We start from the raw sequence: 21,239 nt of genomic DNA, 5'->3' as shown, positions 1-21,239 counted from the left end.
GGTTGCTATATGAGTGTTCAGTTTTTATGGCCGCTGGCCAGGATCCGCTTGATCGACTGACCTGCTGCTTCGATATGCTGCCTGAGCAGCACCACCGCCTCGTGCTTGCGCCGGGCGCGGCACAGTTCCAGCAATTGGGCGTGTTCACGCTCCGCCTTGTCCACCCCGTCGCTGGCAAAGAGCAGCTCGAAGCGGACATAGCGGTCACAGCTCAGATTGATCTGGGCGATCAGTTCAAGTGCCTGGGGGCGACCGGCTGCCTGATAGAGGGTGGCGTGAAAGCTGTGGTTCAACTCGGCCCAATGTTCGATCTGGGTGCCTGACTCCAGGGCGTGATCAAACTGGGCGAGGATCGCCTCCGCTTGCGCGAAGGTGGCTTCCGTCATCTTGTCGACGGCGTGAAACAGGGTATCGGCTTCCAGCAGCGCTCGCAAATAAAAGAGCTCTTCAATGGCCGAGGCGTCCAGCATGGTGACCACGGCTCCGCGATGGGCTTCGAACTTCACCAGCCCCTGCGCTTCCAGCTGCATCAGGGCTTCGCGCACCGGGATGCGGCTCACGGCCAGCTCTTTGGCTATGGCATCCTGACGCAAGGGGGCGCCAGCGGGGAACTCCCCACGGAGGATCCGGCCACGGAGGTTTTCCATCACCATCTGGGTTCGGGTCTTGTAGGGTGGGGTCATGGTCGGGTCACGATTGGGCGTTACAGAATTGTATATTGTATAAAGTTTGGCTGAATCTAACCTGTCACAACAGGCAAAGGCAAGGTTTTGGCCCTTTTAACGGGGGCGATTGCAGCGTTCGGGGCTCCACAAAAACAAAAATGCCGGTCAGCGTGGCTGACCGGCATGATGTCACTGATACGAAGCGAGCCTGTTACAGCTGCGGGCCTGCCGCAACCAGACGTTTGCCTTCGTCGTTATCGGTGAAGCGCTCGAAGTTCTTGATGAAGCGCCCTGCCAGATCGACGGCCTTGGCATCCCACTCGGCCTTGTCGGCGTAAGTGTCGCGCGGGTCGAGGATCGCCGGGTTCACATCGTGCAGCGCGGTCGGGATCTCCAGATTGAAGATCGGCAGCACCTTGGTCTCGGCCTTCTCGATGGAGCCATCCAGGATGGCGTCGATGATGGCGCGGGTATCCTTGATGGAGATGCGCTTGCCGGTGCCGTTCCAGCCGGTGTTGACCAGATAGGCCTCTGCACCTGCCGCTTCCATCCGTTTCACCAGCTCCTGACCGTACTTGGTCGGGTGCAGGGAGAGGAAGGCTGCGCCGAAGCAGGAGGAGAAGGTCGGAGTCGGCTCTGTGATGCCGCGCTCGGTACCGGCCAGTTTGGCGGTGAAGCCAGAGAGGAAGTGGTACTTGGTCTGCTCCTTGGTCAGTTTGGAGACCGGAGGCAGCACGCCGAAGGCGTCGGCAGTCAGGAAGATCACCTTGGTGGCGTGACCTGCCTTGGAGACCGGCTTGACGATGTTGTCGATGTGATAGATGGGGTAGGAGACGCGGGTGTTCTCGGTCTTGGAGCCATCATCGAAGTCGATGGTGCCATCGGCAGCAACGGTCACGTTCTCCAGCAGCGCATCGCGACGGATGGCGTGGTAGATGTCCGGCTCCGCCTCTTCGGAGAGCTTGATGGTCTTGGCGTAGCAGCCCCCTTCGAAGTTGAACACGCCGTGGTCATCCCAGCCGTGCTCGTCATCGCCGATCAGCTGACGCTTGGGATCGGTGGAGAGGGTGGTCTTGCCGGTGCCGGAGAGGCCGAAGAAGATGGCCACGTCGCCGTCCTGACCCACGTTGGCGGAGCAGTGCATGGAGGCAATGCCGCGCAGGGGCAGGAAGTAGTTCATCATGGAGAACATGCCCTTCTTCATCTCGCCACCGTACCAGGTGCCACCGATGAGCTGCATCTTCTCGGTCATGTTGAAGGCAACGAAGTTCTCGGAGTTGAGACCCTGCTCTTTCCAGTTCGGGTTGGTGCACTTGGCACCGTTCATCACCACGAAGTCAGGCTTGAAGGTTTTCAGCTCTTCATCGCTCGGGCGGATGAACATGTTTTTCACGAAGTGTGCCTGCCAGGCCACCTCGGTGATGATGCGCACGGCCAGGCGGGTATCCGGGTTGGCACCGCAGAAGCCATCGACCACAAACAGGCGCTTGCCGGAGAGCTGTTTGGTGACCAGCCCTTTCAGATGTGACCACACTTCGGGGGTAATGGCTTTGTTATCGTTTTTACCCTGGTCAGACCACCATACAGTATCCTGGGTAGTGGCATCTTTGACGATATATTTATCTTTCGGGGAGCGACCGGTGAAGATACCGGTGTTTACGTTGACGGCGCCCAGCTCGGTCACCACACCGCACTCGAACCCTTCCAGGTCAGGGCGTGTCTCTTCCGCGAAAAGCTGCTCGTAAGAGGGGTTGCGAACGATTTCTTGGCTGTTTTTGATGCCGTACTGGTCCAGTCCTAATTGTTGGGCCAGGGTGGGTTCTGCCACGATTGTCATTGTATTCTCCTGGGTTCAGAGGTTGGTAGGGTTCTATCTGACGGTCATCCTATCACTTAGGTGGTAGAGTTTAGCGATCGCCATCAAACTTTATAAAATAGGGTATTTTTTTGTTATTAAAGTTAAAGGCGGGTTTTGCCCGCCTTCAATTAGTGTAACTGGTTTGCATCATTGCCGGGAGCCCTGCTGAACAGGGTTTCGACATCGATCCCATTAAATTGGTACTGGGCGCCGCAATAATCACAGTGCATGTCGATCTTGCCGAGCTCCTGCACCATCTCCATCACCTCTTCCTTTTCTATCTGCAACAGGGCCCCTTCGCAGCGCTCGCGGGAGCAGGTGCAGCGGAACTCGACCGCCTGCGGATCGAACACCCGCACCTTGTCCTGATGGTAGAGACGGTAGAGGATCTCTTCTGCCTGCAGGCCGAACAGCTCTTCATCCTTGATGGTGCTGGTGAGCTGGGTCAGGTGATCGAAATCGTTGCTGTGATCCTCGCTCTGGGCGGGCAGCTCCTGCAGCATGATGCCGGCAGCACGCGGCGCACCTTCGTGGTAGCCGGTGCGGATCCACAGCTTGGTGGCCAGCTGTTCGGAGCGGGCGAAGTAGTGCTCCAGGCAGCCCGCCAGAGTATCGGCGTCCAGCGCTATGATGCCCTGATAGCGCTCGCCCTGCTCCGGGGTGATGGTGATGATCAGTTGGCCATTGCCAATCAGGCTCTGCAGCTTGCCATCGTTCGGCAGCTCCCCTTCATAGCGGGCCACGCCGCGCAGCTGCTGGTTGTTGTCACCGTTGATCACGGCCAGACGCACCGGGCCATCGCCCTGCAGCTGTACGGTAATGGAGCCTTCAAACTTGAGGGTGGCGGTCAGCAGGCTGGTGGCGACCAGCAGCTCGCCCAGCAGTTTTTGCACCTGCACCGGGTAGTTCTGGGCTTCCACTACGTGGCGGTAGGTGTGATCCAGCTGGACCAGCTCGCCACGCACTTCGTACTCTTCAAACAGATAGCGATACAGCAGATCTTGGTTGCTCATCATGTATTCCTGGCTTTTCGGTGAGGTAAATCGGGCGGGCTGGGGTTGAGGCCAGCCCGGTATCAAATCGGGGTCGGTCAGTACTGTTTGACCTTGAGCAACTGGCGTCGCTCCTGCTTGTCGGGGCGGCGCTCGGGGCTGGGGGCAAACTGGCTGTTGAAGCGGCGCGCCTCGCTGTTCTCGGCCCGTTTTTTCAGGCTCTCGGCGGTCTCTTCATAGAGCTGCTGGGCCAGCGGAGCCGATTTGCGCTGCTCGCTCAAGGCCAGCACCCGCACTTCGCGTTCGTCCTGCCCCTGCCAGAAGCGGATCAATGCACCCACTTCGACCTGCTTGCCCGGTTTGCTGCGCTGACCATTGTAGTGCACCTTGCCCCCGTCGATCTGATCCCGCGCCACGGAGCGGGTCTTGTAGAAACGGGCTGCCCACAACCACTTGTCGAGACGAACCTCGAGGGCACTTTCTGCATGATTGGGCATGAACAGGCTCCATAACGGGGAAAAGAGGTGGTCGATTATACCAGAGCACGGGCTCGGGATAGAAACCGGGCCACCGCCGCGCGGGGCGCAAACCATGTCAAGGTGATGCAACATATGGGCAGTTTGCTGATTCACAAGGGAAAGCCGCTGCTTTATCGGGTATTCATGGGGGCTGGGAGGGGCCTTCATACCGCGCATATAACACTGCCGCCCCGGTTGGGGGCGGCAGTGTTCACATCCATCAACCATGTCAGAGTCAGAAGTGATCGTGCTGATCCGGCTTCTTCTGGTCGTGGGGGCCTTCGCTGTGGGCGATGGCGGTGCGGATCAGATCAACCCCGGCGCGGATAATCAGCACCCCCATGTTGACCAGCTTGACGCAGACCCACATGAAGGTGATGAGCAGGATCAACTTGAGCACGGTCTGGAAGGCTTCCAGGAAGTTCTGCTCCAGCTGGGCGGTCAGGCCGTTGGCACTGGTCATCAGCCAGGTGTAGACCTCGCGCACGAACGGGATGCGGCTTGGCATCTCCAGTACGTCCAGTGCGGCAGGGAGCGCCTGGAAGATGACGATGCTGCCGAACAGGATCAAAATGACACCGATGGCGATGCCGAGGAAAAAGCCGAACTGTCTCATGGAGGGCTCCAGCGTTTGCTGCATGAAATTGAAGATAGCCGCCAATAGTAGGGAGTGCCCTGCTTCATCGCAATCTTCCGTGCACCGCCTGCGCGGCGCGAACGGCGGCGATCCCGCCGCTACCGTTGCCCAACTATCTGATTTCTGGGAGGCTTGTCGCCATTGTGCATAGGGAAAGCAAATTGATGTCGAGAACCCTCTTTTTACTGTTGCTGGCACTGTTTACCGCTCTGCCAGCCCTGAGCGCCGAACCGGCGGCACCGACGGCAGCAGCCTGCGCCATCCGCCATCAGGATCAACTGCTGCTGGTGCAGGATCGCATCTCCTCCCGCTACAGCCTGAGCGGTGGCTATATCGATGGCGGCGAGAGCCCGCAGCAGGCGGCGCTGCGCGAACTCTATGAAGAGACCGGCTTGCGGGGGGAGGTGGTGCAGGAGCTGGGTCGCTGGCAGCGGGCGCTTATCTTCGCTTGTCGCACGCTGGAGCCTATCGTCGCCCAGCAAGATTCCGATTTTGTCTCGCTGCTGAAGGCCCCCAATCTGGGCGGGGAGATCCTCAATGCCCGTTTGATCGCGGTGAACAAGCTGCCCCGCGAGCAGCGCCGTTTCCCGGATCAGCTCGACTGGCTGCAATCCCGACTGGATAAGGTGCCCGAGAGCGAGGTGCTCTGGCAGGCCGATTTTGTGGCGCAGGGCAATGCGCTGCATCAGGTCGAGATCCCGCTGATGTTGCGGCTGCAACAGTGGCTGGGGCCCGATGTCTGGTGGCTGTCGGTCAGCAATCTGTTTGGTTCAGGCGGCTTTCAGCTTGCCCTGATACCTTTGCTGCTCCCGCTGCTGGGATGGCCGCGGCTGCGCCAGTTGCTGTTCGCCATGCTCTGGCTCGGCTTGCTGGTGCAGGCAAGCAAGGAGAGGATCGGCTGGCCGCGACCCTTCCATCTGCAACCGCTGCTGGCAACCCAGAGCGCGCAAGGCTTTGGCATGCCGAGCGGCCATACCGCTTCGGCCCTGCTGTTCTGGGGGGCGCTGCTTGGCTGGTTCTGGCCTGCCCGGCGCGGGCTGGCCTATTCGCTGGCCTTGCTGCTGGCGCTGACCACAGGTCTGGCGAGGGTCTGGCTCGGGGTGCACTTTATCTCCGACGTGGCGGCGGGGCTGCTGATTGGCGCCTTGCTGCTGGCGGTTCGCCCCTACTGGCGGCTGGATCAGCGTTCATCCGTGTGGGGCTTGCTGATCGCTGCAGCACTGGTTTGCGCGGGCCTGACCCAGTCGGCCCATCTGGCCGGGATCGGGCTGGCGGCCTTCGGGCTCTGGGTTGGCGGTTTGCTTACCCTGACCCGCGGCGGTTATCCCCCCATTGTGACCGGCGCGGTCACGCTGGCGGGGGGCGCGGTGATCGGGGCGGGACTCTGGGCGCTACCGCTGCTGACCAGCAGTTCGCTGGCCATATTGCTTGGTCAGTTTGTGCTCTTTTTCGGGCTGGGGCTCTGGTTGAGCGCTGGCCTCTGGTGGATACTCTCTTTCTTGAAATGCGACACACGACCCAAGGGCAACGGCTCTGACAAGGGAACTCTATGAATGTGAAAAAAGTGGATTTGGCCAAGATAACCCTGGGGGTGCTGTTTCTCAGCATCCTGATTATCTCCTGTTTCTTGGTGTTGCAGCCCTTCCTGCCTGCGCTGGTGTGGGCCACTATGATCACCATCGCCACCTGGCCGCTGATGCTGATGGTGCAGCGCCTGTTGTGGGGCAAGCGCACCCTGGCGGCCCTCTTTATGACGCTGGTGCTGCTGTTGATGTTTGTCATCCCGCTCTTTATGACGCTGGCCAATGTGGCGGAGAAGGCGCCCATGCTGATCGAGCTGGGTACCCATATCAGCCAGTCACCGCCGCCCGAGCTGCTCTGGCTGCAACAGATCCCGCTGGTAGGCAGCAAGCTCTATGACTTCTGGCAGCAAATTCTGGCGAGCGGTGGTCAGGTGCTGTTTGCCAAACTGGCTCCCTATTTCGGCCAGACCGCCCGCTGGCTCGCCGCTCAGGCGGGCAATCTGGGGCTGCTGTTCGTTCACTTCCTGCTGACTGTCGGTATCTGCGGCCTGCTCTACCACTCCGGTGAAGTGGTGGCGACCGGTATTCGCCGTTTTGCCCACCGTCTGGCAGGGCAACGGGGCGACAACGCCACAGTGCTGGCCTCTCAGGCGATCCGTGCCGTGGCCATGGGCGTGGTGGTGACCGCGCTGGTGCAATCTACCGTGGCGGGGCTGGGTCTGCTGATTGCCGGCATTCCCTACACCATGGTGCTGGTGGTGGTGATGTTCCTGCTGATCGTCGCCCAGATCGGCCCCTTCCCGGTGCTGCTGGCCTGTATCGGCTACCTCTACTGGAGCGGTGACACCACCTGGGGTACTTTCCTGCTGGTGTGGTCACTGATTGCGGGCACCATGGACAACTTCCTGCGCCCCTTCCTGATCAAGCGGGGCGCCGACTTGCCGCTCATCCTCATTCTGGTGGGGGTAATCGGTGGCTTGCTGACCATGGGGATCATCGGTCTCTTTATCGGCCCCGTGGTGCTAGCGGTGGGCTACACCCTGCTGGATGCCTGGATCAAGGAAGATGACCAACCGGCGACTGCTGCGGTGGAACCGCCCAAGGCCCAATAACGATTCAGTAAAAAGACGATTCGGTAACAAGACGATTCAGCCATCCATCGCTGATACAAAGAGCCGCCCACCGGGCGGCTCTTTGGTTTTTGACGAACGAGATTTATGGCGATTCACTTCCACCACAGATCACATAAATAGACAGGCTCGCTTTCACTGGCTTCTGTATGCGCCAGAATGGGTAGTGCCCATATCATCACGCTAACAGTGGAGGTTGGTGTGTATGTCAATTTGTATCTCGAAGCTACTGGAATTGCAGGGGCGCCTCTACGAAGCGGAGCAAGACTATGAACTCCTGTGCAAATTGTTTGATGAGGTGAGAGTCCTGTTCAATGCATCCGCTGCCAGCGTGGTGCTGGCGCCAAGGCACGCCCCTGAGGATGCCATCGTTTGGACCAAAAGCTACTCTCGCTCTGACTTGGCATTTTATTTTGAACGCATGGCAGACGATGTCTTTCTCAATACCTATATGCAGCACATGCTCGCTGGCAAGGCTGTCATCGTTGATCAGCTGTTGAACTTTGATCGCATCGACAACCCCGTGTTCAGGGAAGAGATGGTGCCGCGTTTTCAGGCTCGCTATGCTCTGTGCATTCTGGTTCCTTTGAGTACCCTTGATGAGTTTGCGATCACTCTCCATCGGGATCAGACACAATCCCCTTTCACCCCGGCTGAGCAACAGATGTTGCAGTTGCTCTCCGACGGTTTGGGATGTTGGGCCAGAAGTTATCGTCGACGTCAGAGGTTCAATAAGGAACGTACACTATTGACTGCCCTGCTGGAGCGGGATAATCGTCCCCGCGCCGTTGTGGATCAATATGGACATCTGCAGCTGGCCAATCGAGCCATGCAACAGGCGCTGGGTGAATATCGCATCACACAGAGCCCTGTTGACCTTCAACTGGTCATCCCTTCTCGCTGGCAGACTCTTTGGCGGGAATCGTTGAGCCGTGGGAGTGAAGGGCGTCTTGTTCTGCCTCTATCAGAATCTCATCGCGTAATCCTCGAATGGATTCCACTGCCAGAGCCCGTCGGATGGTTTGAATTGATGCTGATTGACCCGCGATGGGAGCATGAGCGGCACCTTCAACGCATGGAGCTACTCTATGGCCTGACCAAGAGCGAACAGGATGTGCTTACTTTGCTCTCACGTGGCCTGACCGGAGCAGAGGTCGCTCGTCTTCGCGGTGTCTCGGTCGAAACCGGCAAAAGCCAAATAAAAATGCTGTTGCATAAAACTGGCACCAACAACCAAAACGATCTACTTAACTTGTTGTTCAATATTTCTCATTAAATATACCACTACTCTCCTTCCCCACATGCAACCGATCCCCCGATAGGGGGATGCGGTTTATGCACGACGAGCCTATAACCAACACAGTCGCTAAAGCGACATGTCAGTTATTTAAAGGGGTCTGTCGGTGCATCCGTCATGGATGACAGCAAGCCATATAAAAAGTCAGGGACTGGGGGATATATGAAACTTTTTACTCAATCATTGCTGGCCGCCAGCATCATTACCGCTCTTGGCGGCTGTGGTGGCGGAGGCAGTAGTGGTGACAGCACAACGCCACCCGAGCCTAAAACCACGCTTCAGATAAGAGCGATTGATGGCGTGTTACAGGGCGCATTGGTGTGGATCGATCTCAACGGAAATGGCCTGCGTGATGCTGCAGAACCCTCAGCCAAGTCAGATAGTGAGGGGAGAGTGCTGTTCACCCTTGAGCCTGGCCAAGCGCGCACCAATGTGTATGTGGAAACGATTCCCGGCGAGACCGTCGATCTGGAACGAGGACCTGTTGATACCGCCTTTACTATGGTTGCTCCTGCAGGTTCGGGCAGTAATGGTGCAGAACGAGTCGTATCTCCTCTGACCACGTTGCTGCATCTCGAAACACAGAAATATAGCGATTTGGCACAGGCTCGGGAAGCATTGGCTCAGCGCTTGGGCATATCTTCAGACATGCTGGATGCAGACTTTGTCGCGTTGGGTGATGGGCGGGCCCTGTTTATCGCCAAAGTTATCGCCGATGCGCTACCAGCCTCGCTGCCAGCAGAGGCAAACGAACAGGATGTCCTGCGTTTGGCTCTGAACAATAAAAGCGGTCAAGCCACTGCTATTTACGACAAACTGACAGATGAACAGATCACCGATCAGGGGGCTCCCACCCTGAAGAGTGAAATCGATTACAACACTCATAAGGCAACATTCACCATTGAGTTTGCCACCCGTAAAACGGAGGGCGGTGTCGAGGTAAGCCAAGGTACCAAATATTACTGGGATAAAAATGCCAACGATTATGAGAGATACAATGGTAAACCACTGATCGCTACCACATGGAGCCTGGAGACAACACGCAAAGCTGATGGAACCATAGAGCGCTATGCAAAATGGGAACATGACTTTAACAAGGATGGCGAGCGAAACTTCAAGGGACAATCGCTGAGTGTGGGGAACGACACCAAGTGGGTGGAATATTTTGACGAGGACACCAACTGCAAAGAGCTGAATGAACATCAGTGCAATGATCCCAAACGTATATATGAAGGGCGAGACTTGCGAGCCGAGTTCGTAGCGCAGGATTACAGTACTATCGATTTTGTTCAGATGTGGACGAAAAATGCCAATGCCACGGGCCACGACATCGAGATGATCGAGTACAAAACCGATGCACCGACGCGCGACTGGTTCAAGCCGGACAATCCGGGGCAACCCGGTTTCCGCCGACTGGAGCATTACGCTAAAGAAGCCGATGGTATACGTATCACATATGAGAATGATTGGAACGCTGATGGCTCCATCAATCAGCGAGAATCACTGCTCAGCCGCAAAAATGGCACGACTCGTTATGAGTCAGGCAAAATTGTCTGGGCCAACCCTCTTGATGACTCGTTTGAAGAGTATGCGGACTACAACTTCCATACGGAAACACGTTTACCTTACTGGTACGACACTGTCGTCGAATATGTGCCCCTGGGAGATGGGTTGCAACAGTTAACCACCGAAGGGAAGCGCTATTTGCTTGATGAGGAGAAGCAGCTGCGCAAGAGCGATGGCTCGCACCCGGATGGCTACCTGTTCCATCAGTATAAAGTGCAACAGAAAGAGGTATCTGCCGATGAGCAGCAGATCCATGTGACTTGGCAGCATATTGCGTTGGATGGATATGACTTCAACCGTAACGATATTGGCCAGGAGTTCAAGGTCATGCGTCGGCACAAGGTTGATGGGGATGCAATGAAAGGGTGGTGGATTGGCCATAACTATGCCGAGTGGGGTAGTCAAGCGGTGGACAATCTCCCTAGCAAAGTGCTCGCGCTGCTGGCAGAAGGCAAGAGCTTTGCTCAAATTACAGCCGCTGAGCTGCCCGGATTGGGGGCTTATGACCAAGTTGCGCTGTCTGGTCCTCTGTTTACCACTGCGTTCAAAGGGTATCTGGTGACAAACGACAGTTGGCTTGGTGCCTCTGGCAAACAAAAAATGACGGTGAATGGTCAGCGTGTCGGCACACAGGACCTGTTGCTACAACAGGCGGGGGGCATGACTTCGCTGGTTTTCCTGAAAGGAATTGGTTCGGAACCCTGTGCCTGGTGGACTTGCTGGGAGCAACGGATTACTTCGCTTGACGGCGTTGACCCAGCGAAAGGGATCATGACATTCAAGCGCTGGAGTGACACTGACCCATTTACAACACTTTACCTGCGTGAAGCGGATGCTGACGTAGCCATGGCTCCTTGATTGTCAGGGAGGAGTTTATAAATAGAGTGAGCGCGGGGCTCCTGAGGCCCCGTGATGCATTTATGACGAACGATATCTCCGGCGTTGTGGTTGCCACCCTCTGAGGCAGGTCACTGAATCGGGGGCGCTGGCGTGGTTAAATGGTCGGCTCACATCTTGCCGGATATTGCTGTGACCATGCCATCTGACCTTCAGCCGCTGCTCGCTTGGCCTGACTATCTGCAGGCCTCCTGGCTGCGCTGCGCCCACCAGACCAGTGCCACCCTCTGGCATCCGCCCCACTGCGCCAAGGGGCAGACCTTGCAGAGCCTGCGCCAGCGCAAGCGCGACCTGCTCACCACCGGCGAGATGGCCCTCGAAGATCTCTACGAATTTATGGAGGGGCGCCCCTGCGCCCTGCTGCTCACCGACGAGAGCGGCTGCCTGCTGGCCCAAACCGGCCACCCGGATACCCTGCACGAGCTGGCGGCGCTGGGGTTTGGCCCCGGCGCCTTTTTCAGCGAGGGGCGCATCGGCACCAATGCCATCAATCTGGCGGCACTGGAGGGCGTGCCGCTCTGCGTCAGCGGCCCCCAGCACTTCAACCAGACCCTCCACCCTTGGCACAGCTGCGCCAGCCCGGTCTACAACAGCAATGGCCGTCAGGTCGCCATCATAGCTCTGATCTGCAAGGTGGAGGAGGCGAGCGCCGGCGATCTGGCGCTCACCGTCAGCGCCGGACGCGAGCTGGCCCATCTGCTGCAGATGGAGACCCTGATGCAGGAGTCCCAGCACCACCTGAGCGAACTTTATGCCCTGCTCGATGGCATGGATGACGGTGTGCTGGCCTGGGATCCGCAGGGTCGGTTGCGCTACCTCAATGCGCTGGCGGCCAACCGGCTGCGGCTCGATCCCGCGCTTTGTCTCGGCCAGCCGCTGGAGCAGCACCTGTTGCTGCCGCAGCGGTTGCAGCTGGCCATCAGGGGGCAGACGCCGCTCAGCCATGTGGAGGTGACGCTGGAGCGGCTCGGCGCGCAGGAGGGGGAGTTCATCAATGCGCTGGTGAGCCTCAAGCCGCTGCCGGGGCCGGAGGGGGTCAGCTTTATCGCCCTGCTGCACCCGGTAGATCGGCTGCGGGCCATTCACCAGCTGCGCCAGACGGTGCCCGAGCTGTCGGCGCTGGTGGGGGAGTCGAGCGCCATGCGCAAGCTGCTGCGCTACGCCCGGCAGGCGGCCCAGAGTCAGGGGCCGATCCTGCTGCGAGGCGAGGAGGAGGTGGGCAAGGCCCAGCTGGCGGAGGCGATCCACTTTGGCAGCGAACGGGCCGCCGGGCCGCTTATTACCCTCAACTGCAAGGCGCTGCCGAGCGAGCGGATGGCGCTGGAGCTGATGGGGTCCGACGAGGCGGGGCAGGAGCGGGCGGGCAAGTTCGAGCTGGCCCACGGCGGCACGCTCGTGCTGGAGCAGGTGGAGTGCCTCTCTGCCCCCATGCAGGCGGCGCTGCTGCAACTGCTCAAGACCGGTCGCATCCAGCGCTTCGATTCGGCCCGTATCCTGCCGCTCAAGGTGAGGATCATCGCCACTAGCAGCGCCCCGCTGGAGCAATTGGTGCAGGAGGGGCTGTTTGGCCGCCAGCTGCTCTATGCCTTGCAGGTGTGCGAGCTGTGGCTGCCGGGATTGCGGGAGCGCGCGGCGGATCTGCCGGGCCTGATCAGCCAGCAGTTGGCGGCGCAGGGACGCGAGCCGGTGCGCCAGTTCAGCCCGGCGGCCCTCGATTGTCTGCTCGCCTATCCCTGGCCCGGCAATCTGGGGGAGCTGCGCAGCGCCGTCGAGCATGCGCTGCTTCATGCCGGTCAGGGGCCGATCCCGCCTGAGGCGCTGCCCGCCGCCATTCGCCACGGCTATCAGCGGGTGGCGGACGAGGTAGTGGGGCAACCGCTGCTCACGCTGGCGGAGCTGGAGCGGCAAGCCATCTTGCGCTGCGCTCACGCCTGCAAGGGGCAGGTGAGCCAGATGGCCCAACATTTGGGTATCAGCCGCACCACCCTGTGGCGGCGGCTCAAGTTGCTCGAGATCGATCCCGCCGACTATCACGGCTGACGGTGAGCCGTCGCCAAGAGGCCCGCAGAAAACGAAAAGGCCCCGCAGATGCGGGGCCGATTTATATGGCAAGCTCTGCCGTGGCGCGGTTACAGCCCCAGCTGGTGGGCAGTGACGATGGCCGCCAGCACATCCTCGGCGGTGACCTTGAACGGCATATTGTGGATGGTCTCGCCCTCGGCGGTGGAGGCTTTGGCCACCTCCATCAGGCGCGCCATGTCCAGCTCCTTGACCCCCATCATATGCAGGTTGGTCGGCAGGCCCACCGAGCGGCAGAAACCCAGCACTGTCTCGATCTCCGCCATCGGCGCGTTCTCCAGCACCAGCTGCACCAGGGTACCGAACGCCACTTTTTCACCGTGATAGAGGTGGTGGCACTCGGCGAGCTGGGTCAGGCCGTTGTGGATGGCGTGGGCGGCGGCCAGACCGCTGCTCTCGAAGCCGATACCGCTCAGGTAGGTGTTGGCCTCGATGATGTTCTCCACCGCCTTGGTGCAGAGCCCCTGTTCCACCGCCAGCTTGGCTTTGTAGCCATCGGCCAGCAGGGTCTTGTAGCAGAGCTCGGCGATGGCCTGCGCCGCCAGCGTGGAGGCGCCCCCGGCCATGGTCTGGCAACCGGAAACCTTGTTGGCGCGCGCCTCGAAATAGGTGGAGAGCGCATCCCCCATGCCGGAGACCAACAGCCGCACCGGGGCGCGTGAGACCACGCCGGTATCCATGATGACCATGTTGGGGTTGGTCGGGATCATCAGGTATTCGCTGAACTGCCCTTCCGGGGTGTAGATGACCGTCAGCGCGCTGGTGGGGGCATCGGTGGAGGCGATGGTCGGCACTATGACCACCGGCACCTTCTGGTAGAAGGCGACCGACTTGGCGGTATCCAGCGTCTTGCCGCCGCCGATGCCGATGATGACGTCAAACGGGGTCTGCTGGCAGCGGGCCAGCAGGCGGTCGATCTCGGGGCGGGAGCACTCGCCATTGAAGCAGTCGAACTCGGGCTTGATGCCTGCGCCGTGGAAGCTGGTGGCCACGGTATCGCCCACCAGCTTGGTGACGAAGGCGTCAGCCAGGATCAGTGGCTTGCTGCCGAGCGCTTTGACGTAGTTGCCGATATTGGCGAGGGCCCCGTTGCCTTGCACGTATTTGCTGGGGCTGATGATAATGCGGTCCATATTCTATCCCTCTCTCTTTACTAATTAAGAATCGGGGCGAAGGGGCGGCTGTGCCGGGGACTCCTTCGTCTTGAATGAAGCTGCACAGGCTCAGCGAGCGAGTGCAGCCCCTTGAAACAATGGTGTGCGGCGTCAGTCGCCAAAGCGCTCGTCGGCCAGCTGCTGGAAGCAGGCCAGTGCGGCGGTGGCATCCTCGCCGCGCGCCAGCAGGGTGAGCTGGTCGCCCTGACGCACGTTGAGCATGGCGAGCCGGGTCAGGCTGCGGGGGTTGGCTTCTTTGTCCCCCTTTTGCAACTTGAGTTCAGCGGCAAAGGGCTTGAGGGCTGCCACTAGTCGGGCGGCGGGGCGCACATGCAGGCCGTGGGGGTTATCCACCACCACCTCACAGCGCAACCAGCCGTCGTCGGCAACGGGGGCTGTCTCGGTAGCGGTCTGCGCCGCGCTGGCTGGCAGCATCGCCTGTTTCGGGCCCAGCGCGCCGAGCGCTTCGGCGGCTACCTCGTCCAGCGTCAGGCCGGAACCGGCCGCCACCACGGCGGCCAGGGTACCCTCCACCAGCGGGGCGGGGCAGAGCCGCACCCTCGCGCTCAGCTCCGGGGGCAGCAGTTCGAGGGCGGTCTCTGCGCTCAAGAGGGCGCTGCCCAAATCCATCAGCACCAGCACGCCACTGCCGTCATCCGCCTCTTCAATCGCACTCATCACCGCGATGGCATCGGTGCCGATGGGGTGGTCGGGGTCATCGACCCCGGCCGCCAGCAGCAATCGGGCCGGACTGCCGAGCTGGTCGGCCAGCGCTTTCAAGCCGGCCGCCAGCATGGCGCTGTGAGAGACCACTACGATTCCGATCATGTCACAACCTCGCTCTGTCACGCAGGGCGGTCAGCAGCAGCAGGGTCGAGGTGGCCCCTGCATCCTGATGGCCGATGCTGCGCTCGCCAAGATAGCTGGCGCGCCCCTTGCGGGCCTGCATCTGGATGGTCGCCTCGGTACCTGCCGCGGCAGCCGCCACCGCCTTGTCCAGCGCTTCATTGAGGGGCAACTCTTGCTGCTGCGCCTGTTGCAGGGCGGCCAGCGCCGGCCACCAGGCGTCGCACATGGTCTTGTCGCCCGGCTCGGCACGACCGCGGGAGACGATCCCCTCGACCCCGTCGCTCAGCATTTTGCACAGCTGACTGAGGTTCAGGCTCTGGCAGGCATCGCTGCTGGCCGCGGCCCGAATAAAGAAGGTGCCGTAGAGCGGGCCGCTGGCGCCGCCGACCGAGGAGAGCAATGTCATGCCGGTGGTTTTCAGTACCTGCCCGATATCCTTGTCTGCCACCGCCGGCAGCTTCTCGGCCACCTTGGCGAAGCCGCGCTGCATGTTGAGGCCGTGGTCGCCGTCGCCGATGTCAGTATCCAGCGCGGTGAGGTAGTCGCGCTGCTCGGTGAAGATATGTTCGCAGTCGAGCAGCCAGTTGACGATGTGATGCTTGCTTAACATGGGTTCTCCTTAGCAGCCGCGACGCAAGGCAGGGGTGTGGACGGGGGCATCCCACAGGGTCATCAGCTCGTCATCCACCTTGAGCAGGGTGATGGAGATGCCAGTCATGTCGAGGGAGGTGCAGTAGGGGCCGATCAGGTTGCGCACCAGATGGATGCCCGCCTCTTCGCACAGGGTGGCGAGGCGACCATAGACGCCATAGAGCTCTGAAATCGGGGTGCCGCCGAGACTGTTGACCAGCGCGATAACCCGATCACCCTTGTTGAGTGGTTCGATAAAGGTGTGCTCCTCCTGCCAGCTGCCGCTGGTGCGATCCCAGTGGCGCAGGGTGCGACCATAGGGGGTATTGTCCGCCAGCTCGCTGAACATGTCGTCCACCAGGGTATTGAGGTCGGTGAAGGGGCGGCGCTCGATGCCCGGTTCGCCGTGGATACCGACGCCGAACTCCAGCTCGTTGTCCGCCAGGGTGAAGGAGGGCTTGCCTGCGGCAGGCACGGTACAGGCATGCATGGCTACGCCTATGGTGCGGCTCTGGTTGTTGATGCGACGGGCCAGCGCCTCGCAGCGCGCCAGATCGTAGCCTGCCTCGGCGGCGGCACCGACCAGCTTCTCGCACAGCACGGTCGTGGCAACGCCACGGCGACCGGCGGTGTAGAGGCTGTCTTTGACCGCCACGTCGTCATCGATCAGGGCGAAGCCCACTTTTACACCATCGCCGTGCAGCAGCTCGACCGCGGTCTCGAAGTTGAGTACGTCGCCGGTGTAGTTCTTCACCAGAAACAGCACGCCCGCGCCGCCATCAACGGCCTGACCGCACTCGTACATCTGATCCGGCGTCGGGGAGGTAAAGATCTCGCCGGGGCAGGCGCCATCCAGCATCCCTTTGCCCACCAGACCGCCGTGCATCGGCTCGTGGCCGCTGCCACCGCCGGAGACCAGCGCCACCTTGCCCATCACGGGGGAGTCGGCGCGAGTGATGTAGTGGGGTTCGATACGTATCTTGAGCTCGGGGTGGGCGGCTGCCATCCCCATCAGTTGTTCACGGACCACGGCATCGACGGCATTGATCAGTTTCTTCATGGCTCACTCCTTGGCTTGCCACCGCTCGGGTGGGCAAATGGTTGATGGAGCCAGTCTAACGACAGAAAAAGGGATAAAAATGACGGTCGATTTGGTTCGGATTTGAAACAGCAGAAGGGGGATGGACGTTTCAATCTGAAACGGCGCAGGGCAAGCGAGCGGGAAACTGTTAGCTGACTCACAGCCATGAAAAAGGGCCCCGCAGGGCCCTTCGCTATAACCGGAATATGCGGACGGGTTAGATGGCCCAGCCACCGGCGTAGAAGATCACCAGCGCCAGGGCGATGATAACGGTGCCGACGTTCAGCTTCTTCCACTCGGCAGCGAAGATGCGGCCAACGACCAGCGCAACGAAGCCTAGCATGATGCCGGTCACGATGTTGCAGGTCAGTACGATGAAGACGGCGCACAGCATGCCGGAGAGCGCATCGACCGAGTCGCTGAAGTCCAGCTTGGTGACGTTGCCCAGCATCAGCAGACCGACGTACATCAGGGCCGGTGCGGTGGCGTAAGCCGGTACCAGATAGCTGAGCGGGGAGAGGAAGATCATCAGCAGGAACAGCACGCCGACCAGCGCGGCGGTCAGACCGGTCTTGCCACCTGCTGCGGTGCCTGCGGCGGATTCGATGTAGACGGCCGCCGGAGCACCGCCAACGGCGCCTGCCACCATACTGCTGACGGAGTCGGCAGTCAGGGCCTTGCCGCCGCTGATGATGTGGCCACGTTCGTTGATGAGACCCGCCTGTCCGGCCACGGCACGGATGGTACCGGTGGCGTCAAACACGGCGGTCATCACCAGCGCCAGCACGGTCGGAATGACCACCGGATTGAGGGCGCCCAGCAGATCCATGCTGCCAACCAGCGAGCCTTTCTCACCAGTCAGGCTCGGCATGGCGAAGAAGCCCTGCCAGGTCACTTTCGGGTCGAAGATAAGACCGAGGATGGAGATGGCGATAATCACCATCAGGATGCCGCCCGGCACCTTGCGACGCTCCAGACCGAAGATGGCAGCCAGACCCAGCACCGTCATGATGACCGGGAAAGCGGTGACTTCACCCAGCTGAACCGGCAGACCGGCCCCTTCGTTCTTGATCACCATGCCAACGCCATTGGTGGCGATCAGCAGCAGAAACAGACCGATACCGATGCCGGTGCCGTGGGCGATGCCGGAGGGGAGGTTATCCAGGATCCACTGGCGCACGCCGGTGACGCTGATCAAGGTAAACAGCACCCCCATCAGGAAGATGGCGCCCAGGGCAACCGGAATGCTCAGTCCCTGACCCAGTACCAGACTGAACGCGGTAAAGGCGGTGAGGGAGATGGCGCAACCGATGGCCATCGGCAGCTTGGCCCACAGACCCATCAGCAGGGAGCCGAAGGCGGCGATCAAACAGGTGGCGACAAATACCGGGCCCTGCTCAAAGCCGGCAGCACCCAGCATGTTCGGCACCACTATGATGCTGTAGACCATCGCCAGGAAGGTGGTCAGCCCCGCGACCAGCTCCTGACGCACGCTGCTGCCGCGCGCAGAAATGGAAAAATAAGAGTCCAGAAAGCCGCCTGTCCCTGTTTGGGCGGCCATATCTTGCTTTGCCATAACTAATCCTGAAAGTGTGAAGGAAATCGTTTGCGTTGGTGGCGCGCAAAATAGCAAGAATTCGCGGCAAATACAGCGGATAACCTGACTTTTTCGTCACTATTTTACATTTTGAGTCCATTCGGAGCTCATTCTAAGACTCAAGCGGTGAGAGCGTGTAAGGGAGGTATCAAGCGGTCGGGGGAGGGGAGATCTGTGAGGAAAAAGCGGGGAAAAACAAAAAACCCGCCGAAGCGGGTTTTTTTAAATTCTTGCAGAGCTGTCAGCAGTTGGCATAAGCCATCAGCAGCATGCTCCGGCTTGAATTACAGACCAACTACGTTGGCAGCAGCCGGGCCTTTCTGGCCTTGCTCGATGGTGAACTCAACGCGCTGACCTTCGTCCAGGGTTTTGAAGCTGGTGGACTGGATAGCGGAGAAGTGTACGAACACGTCTTTGCTGCCGTCAGCCGGGGAGATGAAACCAAAACCTTTCTCAGCGTTGAAGAACTTAACGGTACCAGTCATTTTGTTAGACATAATAATTTCCTTAAATAGTGTTGAATGCCACCTAAATGGCAATTTTTGATTTTTCGTCAGCAATACGTATGGGGAGCACTAAAGAAGGAGAATTATTTGATAAGAATTATCCGAGGATAACGCTTATGCTAATCACTGCTTTACTAAAATGACTGCCTAACATAATCAGGTCTGAACTGCCGAACCATCGAGAAAGATTAAAACACGCTCTCATTTTTAAAGCAAACTTTATCTCGATATTAATGTTTTGTAACAGCCAAAAATATCATTTTTTATAGTAAACATGATGCATTTCAACGGCATAGAAAAATCAGTGCAGACTCATATCACCCTGTGGCAAGCCAGATTCGGCTTTTTTGTCCTGACTATGTAGCCAGTTCTGGCAAAAAATATGAGAAAAAATGAAAAGCTGGCGATAGATGGGGATTGTCAGTTGGCGTTTTCTCTAACGCGCAATGTAAATCACTTCTTTGCTGCTGCGATTAGCTTCTGAGCTGCAAATCAATGGCGGCGCCAAATTTGGCTCATCGAGCATCGCCCAGACATGCAAACGCCCGCAGGCACAAGTGCCAGCGGGCGTTTTGCAAGAGGGGATCAGCGCTTGCTGCGAAACTTGTTGCTGACCGAATCAATCCAGCTGAAGGTTTCCGGCAGTACCTGGTTCTTGGCGCGCTCTTTGGCTTTCTCGCGAGCCAGCTTGGAGGCTGCCTTGGCCGCTTCGGCGCGGTCGGCCACAATTTTCAGGCGACCCTCTTCGCGGATCTTGTTCCGCTCTCCGTTGGTCAGCTGGTGGTCTGCATTGGCTTGTGCCTTTTGCAATAACAAGGCTATCTCGGCTTTTTCGGCCTCGGTCAGATCTTTCATTTCCAGCTTTTTCACGGCGCGCTCCTGCGGCAGGGTGGTTAGACACCCTAACACAGTTGTGCCGATCACTTCTTATGCAATCGGCTTTCCGGCAGTAAAAATGCGGGTTTGTGCCAACTTTCCGTTATTTCGCTGCCACTTTCCCGCCTGTTTGCCACATTTCAATTTATGGCGAGCGGTGAGGGCAGCTCTTGCTCCTCCGGCTCGACGTGGATCAGCACGATGGCGTGGGGCAGTTGCGCCATGATGGCGTGTTCGATGCGATCACAGATATCGTGAGCTTCGCCGATGCTCATCTCCGGGGGCAGGGTGAGATGGAAGTCGATATGGCGGCGACGACCGGCACGACGGCTGCGCAGATCGTGAAAACCGCTGGCGGCAGGGCAGCATTCGGTGATGATGCGGCTGGTCATCGCCAGCTCTTCCGGGCTCATGCTCTGGTCGATCAGCGGCTGGAAGGCCTCATTGAGCATGCTGATCGCCTCTCTGACAATAAAGATGGCGACTGCAATGGCGACCAGCGGGTCGAGGATGGCGAGTGAATGGCCGAACAGACCGGCCAGCCAGATCCCGCCAAGACCGATGGCGACCCCGGTGGAGGTGAGCACATCCGCCTTGAGATGAAGCGCATCGGCCGCCAATGCAACTGACTCTTCTTCCCGGGCCACCTTGTAGAGGTAGGCTGAGACGCCGCTGTTGACCAGCGCCGAGATCACCATCACCAGCACGCCCCAGCCAATGCTTTCAATCGGGCTGGGGGTGATTAGCTTGTCGACAGCTTCGAAGATGATCCAGCCTGCGGCCAGCAAGATAAGCAGTGCTTCGATGACACCGGAGACATTTTCAATCTTGTCGTGACCATAGGGGTGGCTCTCATCGGGCGGGAGATCGGACTTTTTCACCGCGAACAGGGCGATCAGGGCCGCCACCAGATCCATGGCGGAGTGGATCGCCTCCGAGATGATACTGACCGAGCCGCTGGCGAACCCGGCTACCATTTTCATGATGATCAGACTGATATTGGAGCAGACCGACACCATGGCGGCTCTGGTTTTTCTGTTCATGTACAGCTTCCTGAATAAAAACGGATATTTCGGTGCGGCGCGCATTATATCCGGCTGACCGGAAATAACCTATTCGGTGTTGTAACCTGATGTTTCTGATGATATTGCGAATGCTTATTAAAATGGTGACCTCTTGCGCGGCAATAAATAATGAGAGGGATTTATATTTATCCGTGAAAATATCTAGGGAAGGTGCGAACAAGTCCCTGATATGAGATCATGTTTGTCATCTGGAGCCATGAAAAAGCTTAACCATCCCCTCATATGAGCGAGGCGTGGCGCGGCTTCTGAGGTATGATCGCCATCCTTGACCAGCTAATACCCAACAGACTATCCCCATG

Annotated in this window: 18 protein-coding genes; 5 read left to right on the top strand and 13 right to left on the bottom strand. The window is 59.1% G+C overall.

The window, feature by feature from the left end; translation table 11 throughout:
- Window positions 1-17: 17 nt before the first annotated feature.
- The 5 genes from AB5Y90_RS09650 to AB5Y90_RS09630 all read right to left on the bottom strand — a co-directional run bounded on the left by AB5Y90_RS09650 (window position 18) and on the right by AB5Y90_RS09630 (window position 4,649).
- On the bottom strand, window positions 18-683 hold the full coding sequence (locus AB5Y90_RS09650; RefSeq protein WP_005340138.1) for a GntR family transcriptional regulator: 666 nt from the start codon (window positions 681-683) through the stop codon (window positions 18-20).
- A 193-nt stretch (window positions 684-876) separates the two neighbouring features.
- Complete coding sequence (pckA, locus tag AB5Y90_RS09645) at window positions 877-2,502, bottom strand: phosphoenolpyruvate carboxykinase (ATP) (RefSeq protein WP_307896123.1); 1,626 nt, start codon at window positions 2,500-2,502, stop codon at window positions 877-879.
- A 149-nt stretch (window positions 2,503-2,651) separates the two neighbouring features.
- Window positions 2,652-3,536, bottom strand: a complete 885-nt coding sequence (hslO, locus tag AB5Y90_RS09640) for an Hsp33 family molecular chaperone HslO (RefSeq protein ID WP_162517420.1) — start codon at window positions 3,534-3,536, stop codon at window positions 2,652-2,654.
- Window positions 3,537-3,613: 77 nt separating this feature from the next.
- Complete coding sequence (gene hslR / locus AB5Y90_RS09635; protein ID WP_005356527.1) at window positions 3,614-4,012, bottom strand: ribosome-associated heat shock protein Hsp15; 399 nt, start codon at window positions 4,010-4,012, stop codon at window positions 3,614-3,616.
- 256 nt (window positions 4,013-4,268) lie between these two features.
- The gene (locus AB5Y90_RS09630) at window positions 4,269-4,649 is read right to left on the bottom strand and encodes a hypothetical protein (protein WP_005340143.1); all 381 of its coding nucleotides are present in this window, start codon (window positions 4,647-4,649) and stop codon (window positions 4,269-4,271) included.
- Window positions 4,650-4,834: 185 nt separating this feature from the next.
- Between AB5Y90_RS09630 and AB5Y90_RS09625 the strand changes: the two genes are divergently transcribed.
- From AB5Y90_RS09625 to dhaR, 5 genes are all read left to right on the top strand, one after another.
- The gene (locus AB5Y90_RS09625; protein WP_307896124.1) at window positions 4,835-6,223 is read left to right on the top strand and encodes a phosphatase PAP2 family protein; all 1,389 of its coding nucleotides are present in this window, start codon (window positions 4,835-4,837) and stop codon (window positions 6,221-6,223) included.
- Complete coding sequence (gene ydiK, locus AB5Y90_RS09620) at window positions 6,220-7,305, top strand: AI-2E family transporter YdiK (RefSeq protein WP_307896125.1); 1,086 nt, start codon at window positions 6,220-6,222, stop codon at window positions 7,303-7,305. Before AB5Y90_RS09625 ends, ydiK begins: the two co-directional genes overlap by 4 nt.
- A 223-nt stretch (window positions 7,306-7,528) precedes the next feature.
- Complete coding sequence (locus AB5Y90_RS09615) at window positions 7,529-8,599, top strand: helix-turn-helix transcriptional regulator (RefSeq protein WP_236382041.1); 1,071 nt, start codon at window positions 7,529-7,531, stop codon at window positions 8,597-8,599.
- Between the two features lie 183 nt (window positions 8,600-8,782).
- A complete protein-coding gene (locus AB5Y90_RS09610) occupies window positions 8,783-11,044 on the top strand; it encodes a hypothetical protein (protein ID WP_307896126.1) in 2,262 nt (753 codons plus the stop codon).
- 177 nt (window positions 11,045-11,221) lie between these two features.
- Window positions 11,222-13,123 carry a dihydroxyacetone kinase operon transcriptional regulator DhaR gene (dhaR, locus tag AB5Y90_RS09605; RefSeq protein WP_307896128.1) on the top strand — a complete coding sequence of 634 codons (1,902 nt, stop codon included), beginning with the start codon at window positions 11,222-11,224 and terminating at the stop codon, window positions 13,121-13,123.
- 89 nt (window positions 13,124-13,212) lie between these two features.
- On the opposite strand, the gene AB5Y90_RS09600 is transcribed toward dhaR, so the two are convergent.
- From AB5Y90_RS09600 to AB5Y90_RS09565, 8 genes are all read right to left on the bottom strand, one after another.
- A complete protein-coding gene (locus AB5Y90_RS09600; protein WP_307896130.1) occupies window positions 13,213-14,295 on the bottom strand; it encodes a glycerol dehydrogenase in 1,083 nt (360 codons plus the stop codon).
- 132 nt (window positions 14,296-14,427) lie between these two features.
- The gene (gene dhaM / locus AB5Y90_RS09595) at window positions 14,428-15,144 is read right to left on the bottom strand and encodes a dihydroxyacetone kinase phosphoryl donor subunit DhaM (protein ID WP_257699625.1); all 717 of its coding nucleotides are present in this window, start codon (window positions 15,142-15,144) and stop codon (window positions 14,428-14,430) included.
- Window position 15,145: 1 nt separating this feature from the next.
- Window positions 15,146-15,775, bottom strand: a complete 630-nt coding sequence (gene dhaL / locus AB5Y90_RS09590) for a dihydroxyacetone kinase subunit DhaL (RefSeq protein WP_307896132.1) — start codon at window positions 15,773-15,775, stop codon at window positions 15,146-15,148.
- A 9-nt stretch (window positions 15,776-15,784) separates the two neighbouring features.
- Window positions 15,785-16,855 carry a dihydroxyacetone kinase subunit DhaK gene (gene dhaK / locus AB5Y90_RS09585; protein WP_307896133.1) on the bottom strand — a complete coding sequence of 357 codons (1,071 nt, stop codon included), beginning with the start codon at window positions 16,853-16,855 and terminating at the stop codon, window positions 15,785-15,787.
- Between the two features lie 238 nt (window positions 16,856-17,093).
- Complete coding sequence (locus AB5Y90_RS09580; RefSeq protein WP_005340164.1) at window positions 17,094-18,452, bottom strand: NCS2 family permease; 1,359 nt, start codon at window positions 18,450-18,452, stop codon at window positions 17,094-17,096.
- A gap of 305 nt (window positions 18,453-18,757) precedes the next feature.
- Entirely contained in the window at window positions 18,758-18,970 is a 213-nt protein-coding gene (gene cspA / locus AB5Y90_RS09575; RefSeq protein ID WP_005316548.1) for an RNA chaperone/antiterminator CspA, read from the bottom strand.
- Between the two features lie 594 nt (window positions 18,971-19,564).
- On the bottom strand, window positions 19,565-19,849 hold the full coding sequence (gene yjbD / locus AB5Y90_RS09570) for a DUF3811 domain-containing protein (RefSeq protein WP_005340165.1): 285 nt from the start codon (window positions 19,847-19,849) through the stop codon (window positions 19,565-19,567).
- A gap of 146 nt (window positions 19,850-19,995) precedes the next feature.
- Window positions 19,996-20,898 (bottom strand): cation diffusion facilitator family transporter, encoded by a 903-nt coding sequence (locus AB5Y90_RS09565; RefSeq protein ID WP_307896135.1) that lies wholly within the window; start codon window positions 20,896-20,898, stop codon window positions 19,996-19,998.
- Window positions 20,899-21,239: the final 341 nt, after the last annotated feature.

It is taken from the genome of Aeromonas sp. R4-1 (assembly GCF_040908325.1).
Lineage (GTDB): Bacteria > Pseudomonadota > Gammaproteobacteria > Enterobacterales > Aeromonadaceae > Aeromonas > Aeromonas veronii.
This window is presented reverse-complemented; position numbering and strand designations above follow the sequence as displayed.

Coding starts and splice junctions, on each gene's coding strand:
- cspA (WP_005316548.1), bottom strand. CDS start 18,970: ATGTCTAACAAAATGACTGGTACCGTTAAGTTCTTCAACGCTGAGAAA.
- dhaK (WP_307896133.1), bottom strand. CDS start 16,855: ATGAAGAAACTGATCAATGCCGTCGATGCCGTGGTCCGTGAACAACTG.
- hslO (WP_162517420.1), bottom strand. CDS start 3,536: ATGAGCAACCAAGATCTGCTGTATCGCTATCTGTTTGAAGAGTACGAA.
- AB5Y90_RS09630 (WP_005340143.1), bottom strand. CDS start 4,649: ATGAGACAGTTCGGCTTTTTCCTCGGCATCGCCATCGGTGTCATTTTG.
- ydiK (WP_307896125.1), top strand. CDS start 6,220: ATGAATGTGAAAAAAGTGGATTTGGCCAAGATAACCCTGGGGGTGCTG.
- dhaR (WP_307896128.1), top strand. CDS start 11,222: ATGCCATCTGACCTTCAGCCGCTGCTCGCTTGGCCTGACTATCTGCAG.
- dhaM (WP_257699625.1), bottom strand. CDS start 15,144: ATGATCGGAATCGTAGTGGTCTCTCACAGCGCCATGCTGGCGGCCGGC.
- AB5Y90_RS09625 (WP_307896124.1), top strand. CDS start 4,835: ATGTCGAGAACCCTCTTTTTACTGTTGCTGGCACTGTTTACCGCTCTG.
- AB5Y90_RS09650 (WP_005340138.1), bottom strand. CDS start 683: ATGACCCCACCCTACAAGACCCGAACCCAGATGGTGATGGAAAACCTC.
- hslR (WP_005356527.1), bottom strand. CDS start 4,012: ATGCCCAATCATGCAGAAAGTGCCCTCGAGGTTCGTCTCGACAAGTGG.
- AB5Y90_RS09565 (WP_307896135.1), bottom strand. CDS start 20,898: ATGAACAGAAAAACCAGAGCCGCCATGGTGTCGGTCTGCTCCAATATC.
- pckA (WP_307896123.1), bottom strand. CDS start 2,502: ATGACAATCGTGGCAGAACCCACCCTGGCCCAACAATTAGGACTGGAC.
- AB5Y90_RS09610 (WP_307896126.1), top strand. CDS start 8,783: ATGAAACTTTTTACTCAATCATTGCTGGCCGCCAGCATCATTACCGCT.
- AB5Y90_RS09615 (WP_236382041.1), top strand. CDS start 7,529: ATGTCAATTTGTATCTCGAAGCTACTGGAATTGCAGGGGCGCCTCTAC.
- AB5Y90_RS09600 (WP_307896130.1), bottom strand. CDS start 14,295: ATGGACCGCATTATCATCAGCCCCAGCAAATACGTGCAAGGCAACGGG.
- AB5Y90_RS09580 (WP_005340164.1), bottom strand. CDS start 18,452: ATGGCAAAGCAAGATATGGCCGCCCAAACAGGGACAGGCGGCTTTCTG.
- dhaL (WP_307896132.1), bottom strand. CDS start 15,775: ATGTTAAGCAAGCATCACATCGTCAACTGGCTGCTCGACTGCGAACAT.